Below are 26,291 nucleotides of genomic sequence, written 5' to 3' on the forward strand. Positions count from 1 at the left end.
ACGAAAGCCTATGAGAGTGTGGATTTTAACATATTTGAATTAATAAAGCTACAAGAGTGGAATATTTTTTGCTCTCTTAAGCTTGAATAACTTTGGAGTAAATATTAACAAGGAAGCGGTTATGGAAGGGAAGTCAAGCAAAGTTATATTTTATTTTTTAGTTTTCATCATTGTGCTTCTTGCAGCACTTGGTGGAGGCTATTACTATATGGTAAAGTTTTCCGGTATGTCTCTCAATGATGTAAGCAATAAGATTGAATCTCAACTTATGCAACGAGATGAGGTCGTGTATCAATCAAACCTTGATTCAAAAGATAAGCAAATTGAGTTGTTAAAAGCACAAAGCAATTCTCTTAGAAAAGAACAAGAGAGTGTCCCTGCAAAACTGCTCTATACGATTAAACCTAGAGATAAAATTGTAGCACATTGCGTAGATATGAAAATAGGGCGTTGGAATATGCCAAAGCATTGTCTTGATGAACTTACAAGGGGTATTGCTGATATGGTGCATAAAGATAATAAAATCGTGGCGTTTGAAGTTTCAGGTGTGGTGGATAGTCTTCCTTATGCAGGTTTAAGCCCGGAGCTAAAACAGGAGGGTCTAGCAAGCTTCCGCGCAAGAGAGGCAATTTATATCGTGGGGAAGAATCTTCCAAATATTGCTGTTTTTGAAGGGTTGAGCCAGCAAAAGGCTAAAGAGAGAGGCTTTGTAGTCCGTGCATTTTATGTAGAGTAAAACCATAAAATGCAAAATTCAATATAACACTCTCTTAATACCTATACCCCACTTGCACCCAAAATTGCCTCCCTACTTCATAGGCAAGTGTAGGTGCGCTAGAAGTCCCTGCATAGTTTGAGTTAAGAATCGTTGGATTTTTCGCATCAAGGAGATTGTAAATATCTATATTCGTATAGAGTGTATTGCCCTTATAGACATCTACTTCAAAACCTAATCGCATATCCCAAGTAAAAGCCTCTCTAATGCGTTGAGGGACATATTGGTCTTTGTTGTTATGTGCGGGATTATAGGCAGGATTAGGAGTGCGAGTTGCTGTGTATTGCCTCCCTGCAATGTGGATTCGAGTTATGGCATCATAGGCACTTCTAAATCGAAAGAAATTATTTAAAAGCCATTTTGTCTTGCCTACATTAAAGGTATGTATGGTATTAAGCCTTAGCGTATAAGGACGCACAAAATTACTCGCTGGTCGTTGAGAATATGCTACCACCTCGCCATTATATAAAATATCTGCATCTTGTAGTTCATTAGCTGTCGCGGCTCTACTATAATCATTAAAGTTTCTTTTTACATTTGTCCAATCAAAAGCAAAAAATATATAATTTTTCGTGTTAAAAAACTCTATTGTCTCATTCTTGGTAAAAGTGAGAGTTACCACATCACTCCAGCTTTTGCCCTCATTAGTAAAGGTAAAATAGTGAGTTGTAAGGCTAGGGTCGATTGGTAGATTCGCATAGTCTCTCCGCACATAGCGTATATCATCTTTACCCGCACGATAAATATATTTTGCTACCAAGCTCCAGTCATAAAGCTGCTGTGTGAAACCTATGACGAATTCATCCACATAAGGCACTTTAAGTTGATTAAACTTCACAGCATTGAGATGAGTAACAATACAATTTTGATTAAATCGTCTTGCGCCATTTAAATCATTATCCACAGGAGCATTTCCCGTAGGACAGGTAGTTCCCATTGCTAATACATCATAGAAATCTGTATTCGGGTCATTGCGATAGATGGTTGTTTGCATAGCGTTTAAATCCGCCCTTAAGCGATAGCTAAAGATATTGCGCCCATAGTAGCGATTCGCCCCTGCGATCATAGAAGTGGAAAATTCGTGATGCAACTCATTCCACGGGGCTTCATAGCTAAGGGAAAGCCTTGGAGCGGTAGTAAGCTTATCCATATAACTATCATAATCAAAGCGGATACCCGGGCGGATATTGATATGCCCTATATCTCTGCCTTTGTATTCTAGCGGGAGTGTCATATCATCTTCTGCAAATGCTGCTAAAAGCGTATTATCAAGTGTGGTGCTACCACGATAAAGCCACGCGGAATAAAAATACTGCCCATTTTCCCAAGGTTCTAGCGTGTAGGTTCGATTTGCTCCTGTGCCACTTGTCTTTATAAAATAGGTCTTTGATGGGTCACACCATTCTAAGTTTGGGCAAGTTTGGTTAGCCTCAAGCTTTGTCGTAGTCTGTCTAGCGATAAAATGATCGTGCGTATAGCCAAATCTTGCATATTGGTAGCCCAGCTCAAATCCCACTTGGAATCTATGCGCGATACCAAGTGGGTCTTGCAGGGGTTTAAAATCTTGAATGAGTTTATTACTTAGTGTGTGTTGGATAGATTCACTTGGGGCATAGCCTCCCTCACGTGCACGTCCAGCCCAATTGCTCCAATTTTTCGCATCTGAAACGCGCCATTCCTTAGTATGCTCATAGCCGTGTGCGATAGTAGAATTTTGCAAATATGAATAGCCTAAGGTGTTTGTCATCTTGCCTAAGGTATTTCTCCACGTGGTTTTAAAGCCTACATCGTGTCCACCACTTACCCAATCATAGCTTTGGTCGGGTTTGCCTCCGGGTAGATAGCGATTATTATAATCTGGCGCGTAGGTATAGGTAAGCTCAAAGCTAAGATTTTCATCTACATCATAATGGGTTTTAAGAAAGTAATTATAGATTTGTCTCACTTGATTTTGCACCGCCTGTCCATTAGAATCTTGCACGATACCTTCAGGGATAGGATAAGCCGTAGTATTAAGATAGCTATTATCACTTCTACGTAAGGGGATAAAACTCTGTGTCGTTGCAAAGGCAGCGATAACGCCAAGTTTATCATCGATTTGAGATTCTAGATTGGCACGAATGAGGTGTTTAATAAACACAGGTGTGTTGGTTTGATTTTCACCATTAGCAGAGGCATTGATAAAGGCATCGAGCGAGGCATCATTCCCATAGATATGGTAATGTGTCATAGAGAATTTACCCGGCTGCGCATTACCCTGCGTGATTTGGTAGCTGATGTTTGCTCCAAAGGGCTTATTTGCCCTTCTTGTGAAAGCCTCTACCACCCCACCGGTAAATCCCCCATACGTCGCAGAGACATTAGAATCTTGCACGTTAATAGATTCTAAAAGGCTCACATCAATAGCCATTCCCTGACTTCGCCCCGGGGTCGTGCTAGTCCAAGTAGAGCCATTCTGTGCGGGATTGAGGTCGTTATTCATATCGCGTCCATCAATGGTAAAAAGATTTTGATAATGCAAACCCCCGCTTATGCTTATCTTTGCTGGGTCAATCTCACCGGGTGTATTGCTCCTAAGCTCTGCGTTGTCAAACTGCACGTTAGGGAGGATTCTAAGCATTGAGCCAATATCGCCATTACCACTAGGAGCAGATTCTAATATCTGTGAATTGATAGTATTGCTGCTTTGGTAGGTCTCATCTTTATGCTCTGCGCGGATAACAGAGCGCCCTAGATTCACTTTCCTTACTCCATTATCTTTAGAATCTTGTGCGCTATGAGATGCTGCTGCAGGGGGAGTTGCCAAATTTTGCTCTGCAAAGAGAGGAGAGCTACACAGAATATGAAGCATAATGAATGATGTGAATTTTATGGAGATTTTATTGTGCATATCCCCATCCCCAGCTACTTTTTTGAAAGTCTGCTTTAGGTATTGTATCTTTAGGTATTGTATCTTTAGGTATTGTATCATAGTCTTTCCATGTTTTATTTTGATTTTAAGTAAAGCAATAGTAATATTTCTTGTCTGATAATAAAATAAAAATTATTATCATAATTTAATATATGGGGGATAATTTACTTGCAGATAAATAACAATCTCTCTAGTCTATCATTGCCTTTCACGCAATGGAAATCACAATCGCTGATAATCATCGCTTAAGCGCACGATGTCATCTTCACCTAGATACTCACCCATTTGCACTTCTATGAGCACAAGCGGTAGCACACCGGGATTCTCAAGGCGATGCACCTCTCCCATAGGGATATAAGTAGATTCATTAGCCTTCAGGAATTTTTTATGCTCTCCTATGGTTACATACGCTGAGCCACTCACAATAATCCAATGCTCATTGCGATGATAGTGCTTTTGTAGGCTTAACCTGCCTTTGGGTTTGACAATGATTTGCTTGATTTTGTAGGTAGGAGATTCTAAAAGCACGGTATAGCTTCCCCAAGGGCGATGTGCGCTCCTATGCACTTTGGTGAGTTCGGGGTGCGAGGTTTTGAGCATATTGACAATGTCTTTAACTTGTTGAGAATAGCCCTTTTTTGCCACAAGCAGGCAATCACCCTCATCAATAATCATCAAGTTTTCTAAGCCAATGCCGACTACGACCTTATCAGAAATGACAAAATTATTCGTGCAATCTTTAGTGATAAAATCATTTCTACTTGCGTTGTTTGTGCTATCTTTAGGGTATTCAAGACTTAGAGATTCAAAGCTTCCTACATCACTCCAGCTAAATGCTCCGCTCACACAGGCAACCTTTTGACTTTTTTCCATCAGGGCATAATCAATGCTAATATGAGGGATATTCTCACTCATAGCGGGATTTAACCGCATAAAATGTGCTACTTTAGAATCTTTTGAGGCTTCAAAGGTAAGCTTACAAGATTCATACACATCGGGTGCGTATATTTTAAGCTCTTTTAAAAACACTTCCGCACGAAAGCAAAACATACCACTATTCCACAGGTAATACCCCTCTTTAAGGTAGTTTTGCGCTTCCTCTAAAGAGGGTTTCTCTATAAATTTTTCTACGATATGGTTTTTTGCCTTAATATAGCCATAGCCTGTATGAGGGCAATCAGGCTTGATACCAAAGGTAACCAAAAAGCCCTTGTTTGCAAGAGCAATGGCTTCAGCAATGGCTTCTTGATATTTGGCTATGTCTTTGATGAGATGGTCAGCGGGTAGGGCGAGTATCACATCATCTTGTAGATGATTTAAGCAAAAGCTTTCATATACACTTAGAGCAGCGAAGGTAAGGGCAGGAGCGGTGTTTTTACTCATAGTTTCTAAAATGAAATCTTTTAGCTCAATGCCGCTATTATGGGCTTGTTCTTGTGCGATGAAGTAGTGATTGTCATTAGTAATGATTTGAAACGCCCCGCCACTTTTTACCAAGAATTGATTTCTCAACAATGTCTCTTGGAAAAGCGAATGTGTGGAATCTTGCGTATCATTTTTAGGCAAAATGGAGGCGAATTGTTTAGGCAAAAGCTCACGGGAGAGGGGGAAAAGTCTCGTACCAGAGCCGCCACAGAGGATACTGATAGTCATTTTACTCCTTTATAGGGATATGGAGGGATTTAAGGATTTCACGCAAATCCTGTGTATCGATGATGATATTTGCCGCATCTTTAAGAATCTGCTTAGCGCAAAATGCGATACGTACATCAGCATAGACAAACATACTCCTATCATTTGCGCCATCGCCTATGGCAATGGTGTTTTCAGGCGTGATAGAAAGCAGATGCTGCAATCGTTGGAGCATAATGCCCTTAGAATCGCTAAACATCATCTCCCCGCCTACTTCGCCCGTGAGGACATTATCTTTATAGTGCAAGATGTTAGCAAATGTTGCATCAAGCCCTAAAATATCAGCAAAATAATCCGTAGCGATATGGAATCCACCGCTAAAGCACACAACCTTATAGCCTTGCGCCTTAAGCGATGTGATACAGGACTTTGCGCCGGGATTAAGGGGGAGATTCCGCGCGATATGTAGAGCTTTTTGGTAGCTTAAACCCTTTAGCATAGCCACACGAGCCTTTAAGCTCTCATAAAAGTCTAGCTCCCCATTCATCGCTCTATCCGTAATAGCAGAGACTTCATCGCTTACATTATGCGCCTGTGCAAGTATATCAATCGTCTCTCCGTTCATAAGTGTAGAATCAAAGTCAAACACAACAAGCTTCATCTATTATTATCCTTAGAAAAATGTTAAGATTATAGCATTTGGGATTAAATTTGATATGCAGAAGCGGTAGTTTTAAGGAGACACGATGTTTGGCGTTGAGTTTTTACCACAAAATCTAGCGAGTGATGTAGCTCTACTAGATTCTATGTGGAAGGGGGCAAAGCGGTATTTACATAAGACGCTAGATTTTGTGCTAGTCCCTGCAAGTCCTCGTAAAAAGGCAAGTGTAGAGGCGCTCTTAGGTGCATATATGCTAAGGCAGAGAATGCCTCATATACAATTTGTGCCTACATTAAGCGGAGGCGGCTGCGTGGGGGAAGCAGGTAAGATTCGCTTAAAGGCGGAGCTTTTGGGGGTGCAATATGCGGGATTTGACACAATAGCTCTTATCGGCGGCGAAGATGGGGGCATAAACGGCATAGAGCTTATCAGCCTTGCAAGAGAAATACTAGGGGAAAAAGTGCGTATCATCAGCGGTAGCGGAACTTTGACTGATAAGGCAAGCAGGGAAAGACTTGAAAAGAAGCTAAAAGCTGGTGCGGACAAAATCATCACGCAACCGCTTTTTAGCGCACAAGAGGCACAAGTTTTTTTGCAACATTTTGAATCTATCGCACAAAGCGGTGGATATGAGGTGGAAGCGTTTATAGGGGTATTTGGGATTTTTCATTTAGAGAGTGTAAGACGTATTAATGAAGCGAATCTGGGCTTTAAAATCCCTCAAGCATATATAGATGCTATGGTGAGTGGTAAACAAAATGAGGGAGATAAACATATCGGGCGAAGTGCTTTTGAAACGCTGTGGCAGGAGATATGCGAAGTAGCGCAGAAGCACAATGCTTCGTTATATCTTTCCACGCCAAAACATAATGACCTACGCGTTTATGGGAAATTTAAGGTTTAATATGCAAATTCTTTAAAATAGCATTTCGCCTGTATTTGCAAAAAATGTATGTCTTGATTTGACTAATAAGGTGAATTATTTGGCTTCTCAAGGTAGGAGAGTGCATAGCGGATAATGATAAGAATCTGCAGTGGCATAAGAAAAAAGCTTACAAATGGAATGAAGCTAGGCAGATATGCCATAAGCGCACAGAGATAATTTTGTGCTGAAAATTTTTGCAAACTCTCAAATTGCTCCTTATTCATCGTGCAACTTCCCACATCATAGAAATTGCGTCTTTTGAAAAAGAAAAATCCTAGTATAAGAGGGATAAGAGTGCCACACAACGGGATAAAATACAAAGGAATACACACGATAAGCAAAGCTATAAAAATACCCCCATCTTTGAAAAAAACTAACATATCGCTTACAAGATTCCCAAAGGGCTGCAAATGGATATGAGAAAAATCTTTCTTATGCACAAATTTTACAAGTAATGGCGTATAAAAAAGGGCAAAAAAGAGACTAGTAAGCAAGGTGAGAATCCCCACACACAAGCCCAAAAACAGATATATGCTTAAGGCATATAAAAAACTCAGCACCCGTGCCCAAAGAGCCGCATTTACACTAAGATTTGCAATCCACTCTGGGCTTAAATCTAGCACATATTGATAAAAACTTGCCCCACAAAAATACAAGATACTGCCCACAAGCAAAATATTGCATATCACAGGCACACACACAAGAGATAGAATCTTCGGGCGCAAGAAATCCGCAAGGCTTTGTCTAAGAATGTGTAGCATACTCATAAAAATTTATTGCTTAATCCCTAGCAAGGTTTCTATCATTCTATCAATGGTAGTAATCACTTTTGCATTTGCCGCATAGCCACCTTGAAACTTGATGAGATTTACCATCTCTTCATCAAGGCTCACTTGCGATATAGCTAAATGCTCCTTTTTGACAGCAGATAGCACAGAATCTTTTGTTTCTTTGGTGCGTTGGGTAGCTTCGGTTTGATTAGCTACACGTCCAGAGAGGAATTGAAAATATTCAGAGATTCTCATCTGCTGCTTATCGTATTTATTGGTGTAGAAATCTACATCTTCATATTGAAGCTGCTGCATCATATTTGCCACATCAAAGTTCCCATTTACCGGTGTGAGCCACGGACGTATAAGGGTAGCATCTTTAGCATATTCGCGATGAAGCGTAATATTATGGGCATCTTCCCCATCAAAAAACTTATTCAAACCAAATGCTCCTGTGAAATTCGTGCCATTATCTTGGATAGCCACATAAAGCCCTTGCGAAGGGTTTTTAGCAAGGATATTAAATTCTCTTGTGCCATTATCATAATAAGCGCGGAAGTAGTCATCAACATCATTAAGGGCATTATTGTCTTTATTATCATCAGTATTTGCGTTGATAGCACGGACAACATCATTCATTGTAGTAGTCTCATCAATATGGATTGTTTTGCGCCCGATTTCCTCACCTTGTGCACTGTATATAACAATATCAAAACTCCCTGTTTTAATATTATAATTACTATCCACAAGAGCATTCAAGCTCCACACATCAATCTTATCGCTGCGAATCTGCATAGCTGCACTTTGAGAGTAAATATTATTGGTTGCCTCAATGAAGCCCTTTGCAAAAATATCAAGCTGATTGATATAATCTTGAATCTTCCCCACACGTGTGCCATCAGCCCCAGAATTATAGAGGCTAATAAGCGAGCCAGCCTTACCTTGCACGATTTTATCAGTGATTTCAACGATTTTAAAATCATCACCCTGAAAATATACACGATTAAGATTGAGATGATTATCATCTTTTTTTAGGACGATGGGATGGAACATCGCGCCATCGACAATATTAAACCCAAAGCCGATATTTAAGACATATTCATCATCAAAATCCGCTAGTTTAGGGTGGATAGATGCACGAGAGTCTAAGTGATTTTTAAACACATTCGCACCTATAAGCGTTTGAAGATTAAACTCTAGCTCATCGCGCCTATCGCGTAACTCATTGGCTTGTTTTAGCTCACGTTGGTCTTCCATTTCTTTTAATTTTCCATTAATATGTGCAATTTCTTTGGCTAAACGATTGACTTCGTTGATAGTTACCTCAAGTTCTTCATTTACCTTTTGCTGCAATCTTACAAGCCTTGCTCGTGTGTCTTGAATATTATGACTTAAAACTTGGGCATTTTTTGCTAAAACCTGCTTTTGTGCGGGATCTGTGGAGTTTTTCGCTAAATCTTTCCACGCATTAAAATACTCTTCTAAATCATTATAAATCCCTACACCATCAACTTCAGGAAAAAATGCCGAAGCCTCACGCAAGGTAGTAAAATGTGTATCATAATATTGGGCTTCTTCAGCAGCCTTGCGATAGCGGTTAAAGACAAATTCATCGTGGATTCTCTGTATGGTTTCAATACTCACACCTCTGCCAAGATTATAGTCTTGATAGTAAAGCGGTCGTTCAGGACGGACAAGCACACGTTGGCGGCTATAAAATTCATCACTTGCATTAGCGATATTATTACCGGTTACATCAACCATAAGTTGATGTGCCTGTAAGCCCGTATAAGAAGTATTAAGAGAGGAGAGAATGCCACCCATAAGTTTTGCCTATGCTTGGATTTTCAGTAAATGGCTTTGAGTACGTTGATGCTCATAACCATTGCTCTCGTGGGGGATTATGCGTTGGATAAGTGAATTGTAAAATTCAGCTACGGCAAAAACACTTTTTGCATAATTGGCATTGAGTGTTTTAAGCGTTTCTAGCTCATCTCGCATCGAGTCTAAAAGCGCGCTTGTCTGCTCATCAAGCAAATCTTTAAGTGCTTTATGTGGATTTTTTTCACACAATATAAGCATTTCCTGCTGAATAAGAGATTTTTTTTCTTCAAATGCTTTCACAAGATTATCTTTTTGCTCTAATCGCCCAAAAATCGCTTCGTGATGAGCCGCTTGTATATCTTTATTATCAAGTTGGGTAAGATGTATAAGCGTTCTTAAATCGGCTATTGCACCATTAATGTAAGTATGTAGCATAGTATAAGTCCTCTATATGCTCCATTGCTACATCAAAAAAATGCTTTGAGAGAATGGAGGAGTTTTTTAGAGGTTAAGCAAATTTGATGCCATTTTTTGGGCAGTTTGCCGTAAATCAATTTTGTATTCACCATTTTTGATTTGCTCTTTGATTTGCTCTGCTTTTGAGAGTTGTGCTTCTTCTTTTGCTTTAATTTCGTTGCTCTCATTTTGTTTGTTGAACATTTCTCTATTGAGGACATTTGCAGCTTGAATGCCTGTATTCACACCATTTATCATAGGACACCTCTAAGTAATTTAATTTTTTTAAATAATTTCATTTCAAATCGGCTAAAGTATAAAAAAATTTAGCAATTTGTATTATTTTACATACTCTTGCATTTCTTGCTTAAAATCTTTAAGCGATGTTACATTTTTTGAGTTGCCATCGGATTCAAAAAGTGGAGCATTCGTATCGGCACGATACGTCCAAATTCCAAGCAAGAGTAAAGCATACAAAAACGCAATAAAACTAAGTGTAGGAAATAGCCAATTTTTTAAACCTGTGCTCATTTTATCTCCTTATTTCGTATCTCAATGCAATTGTAAGATGCTATGCAAAAAGAGTGCCAAGACAAAGCCTATTTTAACATTTTTATTAAAATTTTTATACTACAATCCTAGGCTTATTTAAAGAATGGCTAAAGTTAAGCGCTGGGCGTATGGCTTGTAAGGTATTTGTATGAGAAAAATTTTTATGTTAGTGAGCGTTTGGGGCAGCTTGTGTTTTGGAGCAGTGGCTCATTCTCAAATATGGGAGGTAGGCTATACATTTTTTGCATTTTTTCAAAAATACAATATTCCTACAAGTTTATATTATAACCTCTCTCCAAAAGATAGAGAACTAACTTCAGAAATTTATGCTGGAGTTACATACTACACGCTTTTAGATGATGATGGTTCTTTGATTCAGGCTCTTATTCCCATAGGCGATGGTATGCAGATTCACATCTTTAAACGCGATGGGGCATATATGCTTGATTTTACGCCTATGATTTATTTTGAACAAGAGCAGATAGTAAGCCTCTTTGTTCAAAAATCCCCCTACCAAGATTTACTTGATATGACGCACGATAAGGGCTTGGTGAGCGAATTTTTGAACGCTTATAAAAATAGTGTGAATTTTCGTAGTATTTTAAAAAACGATAGATTAGCAGTGATTTATGATCGTAAATATCGTTTAGGCAAGCCACTTAAAAATGCGAATATCAAAGCGGCTGTAGTAGAAGTAAATAAAAAACCTCATTACATTTTTCAATATAAGAATGGACGCTATTACAATAAGGAAGGTAAGGAGATTCAGGGATTCTTGCTCCAAACGCCTGTAGCAGGGGCGAGAATAAGCTCAAGATTTTCACTTGGGAGGAAACACCCTATACTTGGCACAATCCGCCCACATTATGCGGTGGATTATGCTGCACCTACGGGGACTCCTGTTGTAGCAGCCGCCGATGGAGTAGTCATCTTTGCGGGCAAAAGAGGAGGTTATGGGAATCTTATTGAGATTCGCCACGAGGGTAACCTTAAAACACTTTACGCACATTTAAATTCTTTTGCAAATGGAATAAGGGCTGGTAAAAGCATCAAACGTGGGCAAATGATAGGACGTGTGGGCAGCACAGGGCTAAGCACAGGACCACATTTGCATTTTGGCCTGTATCGTAATAATGTGCCTATTAATCCCCTATCAAGCGTAAAAGCAGTAAGTAAAGAGCTGCAAGGCAAAGAGAAAGAAGCTTTTCTAGCACTCACAGAGCATTTTATGCCGCATTTGCAAGATGCACTCAATAAAAGTGTAAATGCTATTACATTAAGTGAAGGAAATTTGCCCGATAAGCATTCGCAAATAAATGCAGAATCTAACACACAAAATGCTCCTATACAGCCAACCACTCCATCATCAATCAATAAACAATGAAAACACTCTCACATATCAGCGATATACATTTTTGTGAATGCGTGGATTCTATATATATCAAGCCCCACCGTATGCGCTATCGTGAAAATGGCATAAATCGCTGCTGGGATTTTATACAGAGCCTAGATTCTGTGGCGATTGTGATTTATCACAAAGAGGCAGATAGCCTACTTTTTGTCAAGCAATTCCGCCCTACAGTCTTTGCAAAAACATTGCATAATGATACATCTTTAGCCCATATAAGCCAAGAATCTCTAGCCTTAGGCTATACGTATGAGCTATGTGCTGGACTTGTCGATAAGCAGGGCAAAAGCCTTATGCAAATCGCACAAGAAGAGATACAGGAGGAATGCGGCTATAAGGCAGATTCATTAGAGCATATTGCGACTTTTGCCACTGCTGTGGGGCATAGTGGAGCAAAGCAAACATTATTCTATACTTGTATTAGTGAGCAGGATAAAATAAATGAGGGTGGAGGCGTTGATGGCGAAGTAATAGAATCTGTGTTAGTTAAGGTAAGTGATGTAGAATCTATTTTATATGATGAAAAAATTGTCAAAACGCCCGGTTTAGGATTTGGAGTGCTGTGGTTTTTACGCCATTATGAACGACTTAAACAAGAAGCAATGAAATAAGGAGATGCAATGCGACTTATATTAGGATTGTTATGTTGTATGGGATTGGCTTATGGGATTGACACAAGTCCTGCAAGCACACATATTACAGAAGTTAGCTCAAAAGAAGTAATCTTCCCTGCTAAAAATCTCAAAGTAGGACAAAGTGGCGTTATCCTTACACGTAAAGACAGCTATAATGTAATTATCGCTGATGTGCAAATCACGCGCATTAAGAACAATGTGGCATATGCAGACTATACAGCCTTTGATAGCATTAAGCAAAAGTATCTCCCCACACCCATCGCCAAGCCTAGGCAAGGCGATGTAGTGCTTTTTAATGGATTCTATAATAAAGCCATTGCTATCGCCCCTGACCAAGAGAGTTATAACAAGATTCTCTCAACGCCCTCACAAACGCAATTCGCACATATCGATTTATTTAGTGCATTTTTAGCAAAAGATGGTATTAATGACCCCAAACAAAAGCATTTTCAAGCATTTTGTAAAGCATATAGTATAGGTTTGGTGTATATATTTGCCTCAAATGGTATCAACGTGCTTGATTGTCAAAGTTTTGCAATTTTAGAGGAAATCCCTATGCAAAAGCCGCAGCTCACGCAAACACAAGCTCCATTTTTCTCACGCATTGCTAATATTGATACAGGCTCACTAGCAAGTAAATTGCGCTCTAAAAAATCGCGCCAATTTTTTAGCTATTATGATGGGCTATTAAGCCAAAGTCTTAAAAAATTTCATTCCACAGATAAGGAGTAGCTATGCTTGATAAAAGCCATATTCAAGCCCTAAAATCTATCGTGGGTGAGGAAAATTGCTATGATGATAAGGCGCATTTGGTGGCGTATTGCTATGATGCTACACGTGAACGTTATGAGCCTGAAGCAGTGGTATTCCCACGTAATGAGGCAGATGTAAGCGCTATCTTAGCCTATTGCAACACACACAAGATTCCTGTTATTCCTCGTGGCGCAGGGAGTGGATTCACAGGGGGAGCATTGCCTGTAAATGGTGGTATTATCCTTGCGATGGAACGATATTTTAATCGCATTTTAGAGATCGATGAAAAGAATCTTATTGCAAGGGTGCAGCCTGGAGTTGTCAATAAAGCCTTCCAAGAGGCAGTAGAAAAAAAAGGATTGTTCTATCCGCCAGATCCAGCCAGTCAGGAGTACAGCACACTTGGGGGTAATGTAAGCGAAAATGCCGGCGGTATGCGTGCGGCAAAATATGGCATTACAAAGGATTATGTGATGGCATTACGTGCTGTGCTGCCTAATGGCGATGTGATACGTGCGGGCAAAAAAACGATTAAAGATGTTGCGGGATTTAATGTCGCTGGGATTTTGATAGCTAGCGAGGGAAATCTTGCTGTGATTACAGAGATTACGCTTAAGCTTATTGCCAAGCCTAGATTGTCGCGTTCAGCAATGGGCGTATTCCCAAATATAGAGTCTGCTATGAATGCAGTATATAAAACAATGGCAAGTGGTATCACACCTGTGGCGATGGAGTTTTTAGATAATTTAAGCATACGCGCAGTTGAGGAGCGATTCCACAAAGGGTTGCCCATAGACGCAGGAGCGATACTTATCACGCAGGTTGATGGAGACTTGACAGAGCAGCTTGACTTTCAACTCAATATATTAAGTGATAAATTTAAAGAAAATGGTTGTATTGATTTTAGAATCGCAAAGAATGATGAGGAGGCACAGAATTTGTGGTTTGCAAGGCGCAATGTAAGTCAAAGCATTACCATTTATGGCAAAAAGAAGCTCAATGAAGACATTACCGTGCCTCGCTCATCTCTCCCTGCATTGCTTAGCGAAATAGGCAAGTTAAGTGAGAAATATGGCTTTAAAATTCCCTGCTTTGGACATACCGGTGATGGCAATGTGCATGTAAATGTAATGGTAAAAGACCCAAGCGATAAAGCCGTACTGCAGAGAGGATATGAGTGCATAGAGGAGATTTTCAAAATAGCTATTAGCCTAGAGGGGACATTGAGTGGAGAGCATGGTATAGGGCTATCTAAAGCCCCATTTATGCGCCTGGCATTCAGCCAAGCAGAGATGGATTTATTTGCACGTATTAAAAAAGCCTTTGATCCAAACAATATTCTTAATCCTGGTAAAATGGGACTTCCTCTCTAATCCTTTTGGTGGATTAAGAATATTACAAGTGGGTTTTCTCATTTGCGTAAAAACACAATCACACAAAATGCCCACACTCCTAAGCTCTAGTCTACCTTAAAGTTTTTTTTGGAAGTGTGAATGCAGCACGAAGCATAATAGATTAGAGAATCTAACCTTAGAATCTCACTTGATAACCAAACGAAGTGCGGTTATCAAGTGTATCCTTTAGGCGCACACGAGAGGCTTTGTCTTAAGTGTGCAAGACCTTTTGCAGGTGTGGATTAGCACTTCGTGCGAATGCAGTAGCTTTAGCTGCAATAGCAAAGGCATAATAGACTAGAGAATCTAAGATTATTACTCAAGGCAAAAAATATTTTTAAGGTGTATATATTAACTAAGTTAATAGTTTTCTTTTACTTTTCTACAATGCAAATCCACCCAACAAACAAAACCCATAAAGTTTTCACACTAAAGTGCCATACGGATACGATCATAAAGCATATCCATATTTTGCTCAGGGATAAATTCCATACCCATAAGCTTACCTTTAGAGACAATGTCCGAAGGTGGAAGTTGCTGCACGATGACGCAAAATACAGTCTTAGGATTAGGATCTTGACTTTCTTTGTAAGTTTTAATAAAGCCTAGTGCGGAGACATTGCCGATTTTCTCATCAATCACAACAATATCTTGAGGATTTTGTATAAGATTTTTTAGTGCATTGAGCGGGTCGCTATCTGTGGTGATAAGCAGACTTGAATCGATTTTTTCAATCACTTGGCGATATTTGGCAATATTCACAGCTGTCTCACGCACGATCAAAAGACTTTTGCGATTGGTTGTTTCTAAATAATGCAATAAGTCAAAAAGTTCCTTTGAGCGTGCAGAAAGCTTAGATTTGTCTAGTCCGCGCAAAAAGTAGCGCAAAAATGTCTTTGAGCTAAAACTCCCTTCAATACGTGAGTTGCTAAAAAAGTGCTTTACATTATGGCTAAATTTAGCTCGACTCCATAAAGTGGTATCAAAATCATACGCCTTTGTGTCAAGTAAGGCAAGAAAACGGCTTTTAATATCATTTGTCATAGGGGTATAAACAGAACCAAAGGCAGCCAAATGCTCTTCTCTAAATCGTTTCATACGTGCATTTTCACTCACTAATGCGTCCTTTTGATTCCCAATAAAATTGAGCAAATCCACATATCGCTTACGCATTGCTTTCACTTCTTTTTCCACTTCTGTATATTCTTTGCTACCTTTATCATCGCGCTTGCCTAGAGCCTTTTCCCCTTCAGCGAGGGAGCCATTAAGGGAGTTAGTTTGAGCTTGAGCATTGGCAAGGGAGCTTTGAATCTCATCAATATGCGTAACTGTTTTATTATATTCTACCTGTCGGGCAAGAAATATCGTTTCAAAGGCATATTGGAGTGTGTATTGTGTCTTTTTATGATAATTTTCATATTCTTTGGAAAGAAAAACAATTTCTTGCCTCAGCTTTTTTAAAGCTTCATTTTCTATATTAGCATCCATTGCACATAAATCATTATAGGCAGTAAGTAAAAAGCGGCGCATACGGATAAAATCAAGCTTTAGATGACCAGTTACATAATCTTTATATTTAGCAAGTATTTCATTTTCGCGCATAAAATACTCTTCGATACAAACACGTGCTGGTTTAGTTACAGGTATCTCATCAGGATCTACGGGTTTTGGTTTGAGATGGATTTTCACCACCTTTTTCATCTCTACGACAAATTCTACCTCCACCCCCTTTTGCAAATCGCTGATTTCATCTTCCCATAAATCAAAGGCAAAATCAAAAACGCGTTTATTCAAGTCTTGTTCAACTTGCGCTATTTGCGTTTGTGAATCTATGTCAATGATTTTTCCATATAGCATACTAATCCCTCAAATCCTAAAATAAACATAAGCTGGCATTATACCTTAATAATATTTGCAAATCTTTTAAATATGTAACTTAGGTTATGTCTCTAGCTCATCTTGATCTATTTTAATGCTTCTTGTCTGCGCCCACGCGTAAATGGCTTTAAGCATTTCTGTATTGTCGCTTTGATTGGGGCTTAAATGTGTAAAAATGGGGGGTAGGATACGTGTAGGTGATTTGGATTGAATCTTTGCCTTGACAAGCACGAGATTCGCCTCCCTATCGCGTAAGGAATGCACAAATTGCATTACATCAATATGGAATCCACTTGATTGAGCTTCGTGGATAAACTCTACACACAATCTTGCATCATAGCACATACACATTACACCATTAGGTTGTAAAATACGTTTGATACGTTTAAACAAAAGCGGAAGTGGTAAAAAGTGCTGAAAACGTGCCATATTCTTACGCTCATTGTCTCCAAACAATGCACCTTGAGTGTAAAATGGTGGGTTTGAGATAAGAAAATCAAACTTTGTATGAGGGTCAAAATTTAAAAAATCCATACAATGCACCACTCCCTCAAAAGCGTGACTGTTTTTAGCTGCTAAAAGACTCATAATTCTATCTTTCTCTACAAGATGGAGTTGTGGTTTTCCGCCAAGGGATATAATCTCTCTAGCGCATAATATCCCTAGAATCCCACTCCCTGCTCCTACATCTACAATACTAAAATGTTTTTTGAGAAACTGCTTTGCAAAATACGCAAGGATAAGACTATCAGTATTATAACAATAGCCATTTTTGAGTTGATAAATATCTATTGCAGCCATAAGGCAATGTCCTCCCCTAAAGTCATTTGGTGTAAAAGCGTGAATCTACCACTAAAGGAATGCGTCAAATACTCTCCCTCTGCGTGTTGTGCTTCTAGGGATTGATGAATAAGTAGCATATCAATGTTTTTTCTCAAGGTGGCAAGTAGCTCAAAACCCCCCTCGATAATCACAAATCCCTGAAGATTCTCTATCTCTCCAGGGTTATCGCTAAAGTGTATGCGATGTTTGAGGGCATTATAAGAAGTTTCAAGCATTTTAGAAACTCTATAAGAATCTTGAGAATCCGCACAAGTAGAGGCTTTAAGAGATTCTAAAGACTTTTGTATGCGTGAGAGAATAAACACTTGCTGTGTTGCTAAGCTATTATAAGGAGGTATGGCATATCGAGCATTAAGCAAGGGATTATCGTGTCTTAGGGTATTACCCGAGATACATATATAGTCGCACACACTGCGTTGATTATGTGTGAAAATCTGTGCATCCTGATGTGATATATGCCCATTTTTATAGCTTCCATCAAGCCTTTTAGCGAGTTTAAAAAGTGTAAATCTGCCCTTATTACGCAATGTATGAAATGGTAAAAGGAGTGATTGGGCGATATGTTGCACAGCTGGGGATTGGACATAAAAGGCATTAAGATTATGCGTTAAGAGATGGGTTAATCCTCCTGCGGCTAGAGAGTGTGATTCACACATTGCAATACATACTTTGGCAAACTTTAATGCAGCGACAAGCGCGGCACAAGGAGGCGTTTTGCCCTGATGATTGCAAGGCTCTAGGCTCACATACAAAGCGCATTGCTGAAATATACCCTGGTGATGACTTAAAAGATAATGGTGTATATCCTCGCTTTTTGTAAGGTTTAGAATCTGCTTATCTCCCGTGAGTTTATAGTAAGCTGCCTGTATGGCTAAAACTTCAGCGTGAGGGCTTCCTGCAATGATATGCACCCCTGTGGCGAGAATCTCCCCATTTTGTGCCACTACTATCGCTCCCACACTTGGATTAGGCAAGGCGAGTGTTTGGTGCTGCCACGCCAGAGCGCAACAATAATGCAATAATAATTCATCACTAGAGCGCAAAAATCACCTTCGCTTTCTTAATATCCGCAAATGGCAGATGTATGGGGTTTTGATGGGATTGTATATCTATGCCTTCTTCATTTACATTAAGCAAAATGCCCTCAATAATGCTTTTATCGCCAAGCTTAACGCTCACATACTCCCCAAGCGAATATGTATAATGTGTAAAAGTCTTTAACGTACGCTCTAGCCCCGGAGAACTCACTTCTAAATAATAACTATCTAAGTTTGATTCCTCCACATCAAGCAGGGGCGAGATAAGCTCACTTAAAGTTTGGCAATCCTGCAGGGTAATGGCAGATTCATTAGGAGATTTAGGCATTTGCATAGGGGCTTTGCGAGTAATGGAAATACGCAAAATAGGGCGATTATCTTCTTTAAGCATATCAATATCATAGATATATAGCCCAAGATTTGCAGCGAGTTTAGCAATTTTATCCTGTGTGTGAAGTGAAAGCATAGTATTCCTTTAATGCTTATCTTTAGCAATTTGCGCAAAGATAGCATCTAGGTTATTAGTGTGATAAAGAGAATCATCAAAGCTAAAGCGCAAATTCGGCGCACGAAACCACTGTGTAGCGCTCATTACATACTCTTTGAGAATTCCTTGTGCCTTATGAAGCTTATGCAAAATCTGTGTGCGCTCCTCACCACTCAGTGCTGAACCCTCAATAAACACCTCTGCGCTTTGTTTGCCCCTAGAGCATTTCACGCCTGTAATGCTAAGGCTATTAATCTGCGTATCGCTAAGCTGTGAAAGCGCCTCGCTTAACACTTCAACAAGCAGAGATTCTAAACGTTGCTGCTTAATATTCATCTGGCACCTCCATTTTTCTTAAATCATAGAATCTTGCGCGATATGCCTTAAATTGCCCTTGCAAAATCGCCTCCCTAGCACCCCTAGCAAGACTTAAATAATAATGCAGATTATGCAAAGTCGCTAAGCGATGATAGGTAATTTCATTTGAGCGGAAGAGATGACAGAGATAAGCACGACTATAATGGCGGCAAGTGTAACAATCACATAGGCTGTCTATAGGCGATTCATCATTGATAAACGCAGCGGATTTGATATTGATTTTACCAAAATGCGTAAAAAGCGTGGCATTTCGGGCATTTCTTGTAGGCATAACGCAGTCAAACATATCCACACCTAGCGCGATAGATTCTATAATATTTTCCGGTGTGCCTACGCCCATAAGATAACGCGGCTTGTGTGTAGGCATAAGGGCTGTGGTATGCGCAATGCACTCATACATCGCTTTAGTTTCCTCCCCTACCGCTAATCCACCAATGGCAAATCCATCAAAATCGCCCATATTAACAAGTTGTTGTGCCGAGAGTGTGCGGAAATGTGGACTTGTGCCACCTTGGATAATAGCAAAAAGATTATTTGTAGTGCTTCTACCCTCTGCCTTAGCCTTTTGATGATATGCAAGGCTTCTTTGCGCCCACATACTTGTGCGATTGACAGAATCTGCTATCCTCTCATCACTCGCAGGTAGCCCTACCAAATCATCAAGCACCATCATAATATCACTATTGATGGCGTATTGTATATCAAGGGCAAATTCGGGTGAGAAAAAGTGCTTTGAACCATCGATATGGGATTTGAAGCTCACACCCTCATCGGTGATTTTTGTATTTTCACTTAGGCTAAAGGCTTGAAATCCTCCGCTATCGCTTAAATAATTGCCATTAAAAGCGCTAAAGCGATGAATGCCCTCAAAGGTTTGCAATCGCTCTATGCCCACACGTAAGTATATATGATAGGTATTTGCAAGGATAATCTTTGCGTCTAAAAGTTGAGACATATCACAGCTATCAAGCGCCTTTACGCAGCCCTGTGTACCAACGGGCATAAATACAGGTGTTTGCACTTGGGAATGAGAAAGAGTGAGGTTTAAGGCTCTAGCTTTGCCATCTTGTGCTTGGAGGGCGCAGTGCATATTGCCCTACTTGTGTGAGGAGTGTGAATCTAGCGTAGGGTTGCTACTTGTAGCACAATCTTTTGCGTATTGTGCGGCGATATGTGCGGCTTTGATAAACGCTCCTCTCACTCCGCATTCTTCTAACGCGCTTAAGCCTCTAATAGTCGTGCCTCCCGGGCTAGAAATAGCGTATTTTAACTCGCTAGGGCTTTTATGGGCTAATTCTTTAGCAAATCCTGCAAAGCATTGTTTGACTAAGGCTTCACTTTGAGCGTGTGTAAGTCCTTCAAGCACTCCTGCGTCAATGAGCGATTCCGCTACAAGTGAAAGGAAAGCTATCGCGCTGCCACTTGTGGCAATGCTAGATTCTATAAGTATTTCATTATCTACCCGCACGGCAGAACCAAAAGATTCTATAAATGCCCGAATCTCTCTCTGCAATATGGAATCTAAGTTATTTTGATGGCAATAGTAAAAGGCTGTCGCGGAGGATTTGCTATGTGCGGCGATATTAGGCATTAAGCGGATTATACAATGAGATTGAATATGAGATTGTATAGAAGCTATACCCACTCCTGCTAGGACACTATATACATTATCTGCTTTACCTTTAAAAATAAAGCTTTCTAATCCTTTTGGCTTGGTGCAAAGCAAAATATCTTTATTCTCACAATCAAGCACATATTGCCCTTGCTCCTGTGTGGTTAGAAATGCCTGTGCGTTGAGATGGTTGCTGGAGATGAAATTTTGTATTTTTTGTGAATCTCTGCCGCTAATAAGGAGATGGTAGTGTTGGGCAATAAAAGTATTTTGCGCGAGAATGGCTTTTGCCATATTGCCATAGCCTACGACAAGGAGCATTTTCATTGCTTAGTATTATCTCTCACAAGTGCAGAGTCTTCACCCTTTTGGGCTTCTTCTTTATCATAATAATTACCGATAGATTCATTAAGGCTATACATAGGATATTGTGTGCTATCAAGCACGACTTGCGCCATTGTGAGATTGTCAAAATTAAATACAAGAGGGGCTAGGAAGTTGATTGTGGAGCGCTCAATAGGCTTTTGAATCACCATAATATTAGCAATGAGCAAATTTTTTGCATTCTCTAAATCAAGCAAGATTTTAATGCTTGAGGGGACATCAAACTCATATTCACGTAATAAAAATGGATTGACAAGCGTAAAATGAGGCACTTCGCCATCGACATTATAAAGCTTCATAAACAAATCATCAATTTTTTCAAGCTTCATTTTTGTTACATTTTCAAAACCTAGAATGGGCGATTTGACGTCAAAAACCATATTTTTGCTCCAAATGTATGTTGGATTTATACTTAAAATCGCGGATTATAGCATAAATCAGTATTTTTATACTAAAATAGTGAAATCTAAAGTGTATAATACATTTTTATTTCCATAATTTAAAGGCTTTTGATGAGAATCTATGGCTTAGTGTGTCTTTTGTTTGCAAGTTTTGTGATTTTTGGCTGCGCAAAAAAAGAAGTAGAATACAATAAACCTGCGATATATTGGTATGAATCTATGATTAAAGAAATTAATTTTGGGAATTTAGAGGGTGCGGATGGATATTTTGCTTCACTTCAAAGCGAACATATCAATTCCCCGCTTTTGCCCGAAGCTATGCTAATACTTGGCGAGGCGCATATGGAGAATGATGAGTATCTCTTAGCGGCATTTTATTTTGATGAATATCTTAAACGCTACTCATCTTTAGAGAATCAAGACTATGCGAAATATTTAAAGATTTTGGCAAATTTTTATGGATTCAAAAATTATAGCAAGGACCAAGAATTTATCACTCAAAGCATTAAGGAAGCGAAATCATTTTTGCAAAGCTATCCTAATAGCCGCTATGCGCCTTATGTGGAGTATATTTATTTAAAATTTCAATTAGGGCAGATTGAGCTTAATTATGCGATTGCAAGAGTATATAAAAAACAAGGCAAAGATGAAGCAGCAGAGACATATTTAGAGCGCAACGACAAGGAGCTTTTCACACGTTTTAATCCCAAACCATCATACGTGCCATGGTATGTAAAACTTTTTAATTGGTAGGAGCAATGATGAATACACTGCAACAATATGATTTTCCTATGGTAATGCCTGTAATTACCGAGAGTGAATTGATATATCCTTTTATGATAATTCCGCTTTTTACGCGAGATGAGGATAATATTAAGGGTGCCCATAAAGCAGTGGAGGAAAATAGCCTTGTCTTTATTGCCTTTGATGATGAACAAGAGCAAAAAAAATCATTTTATGAGGTAGGAGTGATTGCTTCTATTATGCGTGAGACAGCACTACCTGATGGACGTGTTAAATTACTTTGCAAAGGTTTGTATCGCGGTAAGATTCTCTCTATTTTGCAATCCCTCGATGAGCCATTGCAGGCTGAAGTTGATATTTTTGACTATAAAGAATACGAGCATAATAAAATGAATGCGCTCTTAGAGGTGCTGCGTGAGAAAGTGCTGCATTTAGCCAATCTTGATGGGCGATTTTCACCTGATTTTTTAAAGACCATAGAAAGTAATGATGAGCCAAACCGCATAGTAGACTTTGTCGCTTCGGCTATGCGTTTGCCTAAGATTCACGCTTACACACTTTTTGCAAAAGATAATGTCGAGGAACGTGTGTTATGGCTTATTGATGCAGTGATTGAGGAGACACAAGCCCAAAAGCTCCAAAAGGAGATCAAAAACAAAGTGCATAATAAAATGGAGCAAGTCAATAAGGAATATTTCCTTAAAGAGCAGCTTAAGCAGATTCAAAAAGAGCTTGGCACAGAAAACGCACGTGATGAGGAAATAGAGCAATATGAACAAAAGCTTAATGAGCTAAAGCCCCATATGAGTGAGAATGCTTACAAAGAAGTGCATAAGCAAATTAAACGGCTATCACGTATGCATCAAGATAGTGGCGATGCGAATATTTTACAAAATTATGTCGAGTGGGTGCTTGAGATTCCATTTGGCAAATATGCAAAGCAAAAGCTATCCATTGCCAAAGTTGCTAGGCAGCTTGATTTAGACCATTACTCCTTACAAAAGCCTAAAGAGCGCATTGTAGAATATTTTGCCGTAAAGGAATTGATAGCTAAACGTGAAGAGACACAATCTCACACTAAGCAAAATAAATCCATAGATACAAATGATATAAAACAAGAAAAAGGCACGATTTTATGCTTTTATGGACCGCCGGGTGTGGGGAAAACAAGCCTTGCAAATTCTATTGCTAAAGCCATTAAACGGCAGTTAGTGCGTATCGCGCTTGGGGGATTGGAAGATGTAAATGAATTACGTGGGCATCGCCGCACATATATCGGGGCTATGCCCGGACGCATTACACAAGGACTAATAGAGGCAAAGGAAATGAACTCTCTCATCGTGCTTGATGAGATTGATAAGGTAGGCAGAAGCTATCGAGGCGATCCTACAAGTGTGCTACTTGAGATTCTAGACCCAGAGCAAAATCACGCTTTTAGGGATTATTATACCAATTTTGATATTGACCTCTCGCAAGTGATTTTTATCGCTACAGCTAATGATATTAGCACTATTCCCGCACCTTTACGCGATAGAATGGAGTTTATTGCGATTTCATCTTACACACCACAGGAAAAATATGAGATTGCTAAGAAGTATTTAATCCCTCAAGAGCTGCAAAAGCACGGATTAAATCCACAGGAGCTAAAAATCACCACCCCTGCGTTAAAAAATATTATAGAATCTTACACACGTGAAGCAGGTGTGAGAAGTCTAAGGCATAAAATCGCTCAAATTATGCGCAAAAGTGCTACGATGATTTTACAAGGCGAAAAAAACATTAATATTACGCCCCAAAATATTGGTAAATTCCTTGATAAGGTGGTATTTGAAATCTCTCCTACAGATAAGAAAGATATGGTAGGCGTGGTGAATGGCTTGGCTTGGACGAGTGTAGGCGGCGATGTGCTAAAGATTGAAGCACTTAAAATTAAGGGTAAAGGCACACTCACACTTACAGGAAGCCTTGGCGATGTGATGAAAGAATCTGCCCATATCGCGCATTCTGTGGTAAAAATGCTTATCGATAAAAAGATTCTAAAGTCCAAAGAACAAAGCAAAACACCCATTTATCAACTCTATGATATTCATTTGCACGTGCCAGAGGGGGCTACACCTAAAGATGGACCAAGTGCAGGGATTGCAATGGCTTGCGTGATTGCCTCTATCCTTACAGATACAAAGATTCACGCACATATAGCGATGACGGGAGAGCTGACATTGCGAGGAAATGTGCTTATCATCGGGGGATTACGTGAAAAGCTTATTGCCGCACATAAGGCGGGGATTAAAAAAGCTCTCATACCGCAGAAAAATTATGAGCGGGATTTGAAAGATATTCCTCAAGAAGTGCTAGATAAGCTAGAGATTGTCGGTGTGAGTGATATTACAGAAGTTTTAAAACTCACACTTGTCAAATGATATTGAATATAGCCACAATGCAAACGCCCATAACATTTTACATCGCCATCGTTATATGTGTGCTTGGGTGGATATTTGTGGGCTTAGGGGTGCTACTATTTCCATTAAGTATTTTTCTCCTTATACGCTCACCTTATCGCCCGAGTTTTTTTGTATTTCTTGTTATTATCTGTATTATGGGATTTACACTTTCACTTTATGTCGATAGTCAATACTTTATGAAGCAGATTTTCTAAAATATTTCTATTATACCCGATATGCCATTTTTGCGCTTGTGTATGGGCGTGGGCTTTTTGTGTGTCAATATCTTGTGGGCTTAACCGCAAAAGTGTAGTTGCAATATCAGCACTTTCAAAGCCTTGTGCGAGTGTGCCGCATTGATGAGCTTTAATAAAGTTACTTATGTCATCAAGTGGTGTGCAAAGCAAAGCTAGACGCGCTTGGAGATACTCAAAAAGCTTGTTTGGCATACAATGAGCGAGGTTAAAAGTAGTGGGCTTAAAAGGGATAAGCCCTATATCATAAGAGCTGCTTGTAGGAATAATCATTTCTAGGCTTACAGGCTCTATCATTTTAATTGAGGGCAAGGTGGTGGCTTGAATGCGAAAAGATTCTAAAAAGCCTTTTTGATTGCTTAGAGCCATTACATAAAGTGTGTAAGGGCTATTAAGCAGGAGTTTGGCTAAGTCTAAAAGCTCCATAGAACTTCTATCAGGGCTTATAAAGCCGTGGTAGAGAATCTTTATATGATGCTTGTCTGTGGGCTTTGGAGTATAGTCAAAAAAGGGAGGCAGAGAGTAAAAGAGTGTGCAAGGGATGCGAAAATCTTTTTTGTATCGCTCACATAAGCCTTCACTCACGCTTAGGGCAGTATCTACAAAGGGCAGATAATGGCGGCATAAATGGGTGAAAAACTGCCCCAAGCCCTCACGCCATTGCTCATCATTTTCATATTCAAGCGGATAAAATTCACGCAAATCAATAAGCAAATGGCAACTTTTGTACGTTTGCTTATAGCGTGTGGCAAAGGGTAGCAGGGTAATATCCTCTATGATGAGCATATCTTGGGGAGGCAGGGTATATAGATGTGGCAAAATATGTGCGCGATTGGGTGTGAAAATAAGCTTTTCAAATGCACCGTTTTGACAATATGCGTGGATTGCAGCATTTTCTGCTATGCTACGCTCTTTGCTGGATTTATCTTTAGGAAAAGTAAAAAACGTAGCACTGCTACCAAGTTTTGCAAACTCCTCGCTCGTGCAGTCTTTTGAAATAACGTGTAAAGTGAGATTGCTTAAATTCTGCTTTGAATCTGCTTTGATCGTGTCTAAAAGCATTAATATACGACTGGATCGGGGTTTGTGCGTGATATTATGGTCACAAAGGAGAGTGATATGCTTTTTCATCAAGA

Annotated in this window: 26 protein-coding genes; 9 read left to right on the forward strand and 17 right to left on the reverse strand. The window is 39.5% G+C overall.

Annotated features, from left to right (window positions below; all coding sequences use genetic code 11):
- Window positions 1-121: 121 nt before the first annotated feature.
- Window positions 122-736 carry a hypothetical protein gene (locus tag V3I05_RS03625; RefSeq protein ID WP_295700926.1) on the forward strand — a complete coding sequence of 205 codons (615 nt, stop codon included), beginning with the start codon at window positions 122-124 and terminating at the stop codon, window positions 734-736.
- 34 nt (window positions 737-770) lie between these two features.
- Here V3I05_RS03625 and V3I05_RS03630 read toward each other — a convergent pair whose 3' ends face one another.
- From V3I05_RS03630 to serB, 3 genes are all read right to left on the reverse strand, one after another.
- Window positions 771-3,746: a TonB-dependent receptor gene (locus tag V3I05_RS03630; RefSeq protein ID WP_343354037.1), complete on the reverse strand. Its 2,976-nt coding sequence runs from the start codon at window positions 3,744-3,746 to the stop codon at window positions 771-773.
- Window positions 3,747-3,908: 162 nt separating this feature from the next.
- A complete protein-coding gene (locus V3I05_RS03635; RefSeq protein WP_343354039.1) occupies window positions 3,909-5,339 on the reverse strand; it encodes a mannose-1-phosphate guanylyltransferase/mannose-6-phosphate isomerase in 1,431 nt (476 codons plus the stop codon).
- A gap of 1 nt (window position 5,340) precedes the next feature.
- Window positions 5,341-5,979, reverse strand: coding sequence for a phosphoserine phosphatase SerB (serB, locus tag V3I05_RS03640; protein WP_295700918.1), 639 nt, complete (start codon window positions 5,977-5,979; stop codon window positions 5,341-5,343).
- Window positions 5,980-6,064: 85 nt separating this feature from the next.
- On the opposite strand from serB, the gene V3I05_RS03645 reads away from it, so the two are divergent.
- Window positions 6,065-6,883 (forward strand): methylenetetrahydrofolate reductase, encoded by an 819-nt coding sequence (locus V3I05_RS03645; RefSeq protein WP_343354040.1) that lies wholly within the window; start codon window positions 6,065-6,067, stop codon window positions 6,881-6,883.
- A gap of 62 nt (window positions 6,884-6,945) precedes the next feature.
- Here V3I05_RS03645 and V3I05_RS03650 read toward each other — a convergent pair whose 3' ends face one another.
- The 5 genes from V3I05_RS03650 to V3I05_RS03670 all read right to left on the reverse strand — a co-directional run bounded on the left by V3I05_RS03650 (window position 6,946) and on the right by V3I05_RS03670 (window position 10,485).
- The gene (locus V3I05_RS03650; protein ID WP_300451186.1) at window positions 6,946-7,671 is read right to left on the reverse strand and encodes an EI24 domain-containing protein; all 726 of its coding nucleotides are present in this window, start codon (window positions 7,669-7,671) and stop codon (window positions 6,946-6,948) included.
- A 6-nt stretch (window positions 7,672-7,677) separates the two neighbouring features.
- Complete coding sequence (gene flgK / locus V3I05_RS03655; protein WP_295700912.1) at window positions 7,678-9,498, reverse strand: flagellar hook-associated protein FlgK; 1,821 nt, start codon at window positions 9,496-9,498, stop codon at window positions 7,678-7,680.
- Between the two features lie 9 nt (window positions 9,499-9,507).
- The gene (locus V3I05_RS03660; protein WP_300447916.1) at window positions 9,508-9,933 is read right to left on the reverse strand and encodes a hypothetical protein; all 426 of its coding nucleotides are present in this window, start codon (window positions 9,931-9,933) and stop codon (window positions 9,508-9,510) included.
- 66 nt (window positions 9,934-9,999) lie between these two features.
- Window positions 10,000-10,212, reverse strand: coding sequence for a flagellar biosynthesis anti-sigma factor FlgM (locus V3I05_RS03665; RefSeq protein ID WP_295700908.1), 213 nt, complete (start codon window positions 10,210-10,212; stop codon window positions 10,000-10,002).
- Between the two features lie 81 nt (window positions 10,213-10,293).
- On the reverse strand, window positions 10,294-10,485 hold the full coding sequence (locus tag V3I05_RS03670) for a hypothetical protein (protein WP_300447914.1): 192 nt from the start codon (window positions 10,483-10,485) through the stop codon (window positions 10,294-10,296).
- Between the two features lie 169 nt (window positions 10,486-10,654).
- Here V3I05_RS03670 and V3I05_RS03675 point away from each other — a divergent pair, with 169 nt between their 5' ends.
- Genes V3I05_RS03675 through V3I05_RS03690 form a run of 4 tightly spaced genes read left to right on the forward strand, consistent with a single transcriptional unit; the run spans window position 10,655 to window position 14,675 of the window.
- Window positions 10,655-11,890, forward strand: coding sequence for a peptidoglycan DD-metalloendopeptidase family protein (locus V3I05_RS03675; protein WP_300447912.1), 1,236 nt, complete (start codon window positions 10,655-10,657; stop codon window positions 11,888-11,890).
- Window positions 11,887-12,525 (forward strand): NUDIX hydrolase, encoded by a 639-nt coding sequence (locus V3I05_RS03680; protein ID WP_300447910.1) that lies wholly within the window; start codon window positions 11,887-11,889, stop codon window positions 12,523-12,525. The genes V3I05_RS03675 and V3I05_RS03680 overlap by 4 nt, the downstream gene beginning before the upstream one ends.
- Window positions 12,526-12,534: 9 nt before the next feature.
- Window positions 12,535-13,281, forward strand: coding sequence for a plasminogen-binding N-terminal domain-containing protein (locus tag V3I05_RS03685; protein ID WP_295700899.1), 747 nt, complete (start codon window positions 12,535-12,537; stop codon window positions 13,279-13,281).
- Between the two features lie 2 nt (window positions 13,282-13,283).
- A complete protein-coding gene (locus V3I05_RS03690; protein WP_300447908.1) occupies window positions 13,284-14,675 on the forward strand; it encodes an FAD-linked oxidase C-terminal domain-containing protein in 1,392 nt (463 codons plus the stop codon).
- Window positions 14,676-15,125: 450 nt separating this feature from the next.
- Here V3I05_RS03690 and V3I05_RS03695 read toward each other — a convergent pair whose 3' ends face one another.
- The 8 genes from V3I05_RS03695 to fliW form a co-directional block, all read right to left on the reverse strand.
- Window positions 15,126-16,553 (reverse strand): hypothetical protein, encoded by a 1,428-nt coding sequence (locus tag V3I05_RS03695; protein WP_300447906.1) that lies wholly within the window; start codon window positions 16,551-16,553, stop codon window positions 15,126-15,128.
- 84 nt (window positions 16,554-16,637) lie between these two features.
- Entirely contained in the window at window positions 16,638-17,375 is a 738-nt protein-coding gene (locus V3I05_RS03700) for a tRNA1(Val) (adenine(37)-N6)-methyltransferase (RefSeq protein ID WP_295700893.1), read from the reverse strand.
- Window positions 17,363-18,460 carry a bifunctional diaminohydroxyphosphoribosylaminopyrimidine deaminase/5-amino-6-(5-phosphoribosylamino)uracil reductase RibD gene (gene ribD, locus V3I05_RS03705; RefSeq protein ID WP_343354045.1) on the reverse strand — a complete coding sequence of 366 codons (1,098 nt, stop codon included), beginning with the start codon at window positions 18,458-18,460 and terminating at the stop codon, window positions 17,363-17,365. Before ribD ends, V3I05_RS03700 begins: the two co-directional genes overlap by 13 nt.
- Complete coding sequence (gene rimP, locus V3I05_RS03710) at window positions 18,450-18,920, reverse strand: ribosome maturation factor RimP (RefSeq protein ID WP_295700889.1); 471 nt, start codon at window positions 18,918-18,920, stop codon at window positions 18,450-18,452. Before rimP ends, ribD begins: the two co-directional genes overlap by 11 nt.
- A 9-nt stretch (window positions 18,921-18,929) precedes the next feature.
- Entirely contained in the window at window positions 18,930-19,277 is a 348-nt protein-coding gene (rbfA, locus tag V3I05_RS03715; RefSeq protein WP_295700887.1) for a 30S ribosome-binding factor RbfA, read from the reverse strand.
- On the reverse strand, window positions 19,267-20,409 hold the full coding sequence (gene tgt / locus V3I05_RS03720) for a tRNA guanosine(34) transglycosylase Tgt (protein WP_300447900.1): 1,143 nt from the start codon (window positions 20,407-20,409) through the stop codon (window positions 19,267-19,269). Before tgt ends, rbfA begins: the two co-directional genes overlap by 11 nt.
- Window positions 20,410-20,415: 6 nt before the next feature.
- Entirely contained in the window at window positions 20,416-21,252 is an 837-nt protein-coding gene (locus tag V3I05_RS03725) for a pyrroline-5-carboxylate reductase (RefSeq protein WP_299136053.1), read from the reverse strand.
- A 2-nt stretch (window positions 21,253-21,254) separates the two neighbouring features.
- Entirely contained in the window at window positions 21,255-21,695 is a 441-nt protein-coding gene (gene fliW / locus V3I05_RS03730) for a flagellar assembly protein FliW (protein ID WP_295700880.1), read from the reverse strand.
- 132 nt (window positions 21,696-21,827) lie between these two features.
- Between fliW and V3I05_RS03735 the strand changes: the two genes are divergently transcribed.
- Genes V3I05_RS03735 through V3I05_RS03745 form a run of 3 tightly spaced genes read left to right on the forward strand, consistent with a single transcriptional unit; the run spans window position 21,828 to window position 25,116 of the window.
- Window positions 21,828-22,469: an outer membrane protein assembly factor BamD gene (locus V3I05_RS03735; protein WP_300451172.1), complete on the forward strand. Its 642-nt coding sequence runs from the start codon at window positions 21,828-21,830 to the stop codon at window positions 22,467-22,469.
- An 8-nt stretch (window positions 22,470-22,477) separates the two neighbouring features.
- The gene (lon, locus tag V3I05_RS03740) at window positions 22,478-24,880 is read left to right on the forward strand and encodes an endopeptidase La (protein WP_343354047.1); all 2,403 of its coding nucleotides are present in this window, start codon (window positions 22,478-22,480) and stop codon (window positions 24,878-24,880) included.
- Window positions 24,881-24,882: 2 nt separating this feature from the next.
- Complete coding sequence (locus V3I05_RS03745) at window positions 24,883-25,116, forward strand: hypothetical protein (protein ID WP_295700872.1); 234 nt, start codon at window positions 24,883-24,885, stop codon at window positions 25,114-25,116.
- Here the strand turns inward: V3I05_RS03745 and V3I05_RS03750 are convergent.
- Window positions 25,072-26,286: a capsular biosynthesis protein gene (locus V3I05_RS03750; RefSeq protein ID WP_343354048.1), complete on the reverse strand. Its 1,215-nt coding sequence runs from the start codon at window positions 26,284-26,286 to the stop codon at window positions 25,072-25,074. The genes V3I05_RS03745 and V3I05_RS03750 overlap by 45 nt on opposite strands.
- Window positions 26,287-26,291: the final 5 nt, after the last annotated feature.

This window comes from Helicobacter mastomyrinus, assembly GCF_039555295.1.
In the GTDB taxonomy this organism is placed as follows: domain Bacteria; phylum Campylobacterota; class Campylobacteria; order Campylobacterales; family Helicobacteraceae; genus Helicobacter_C; species Helicobacter_C mastomyrinus.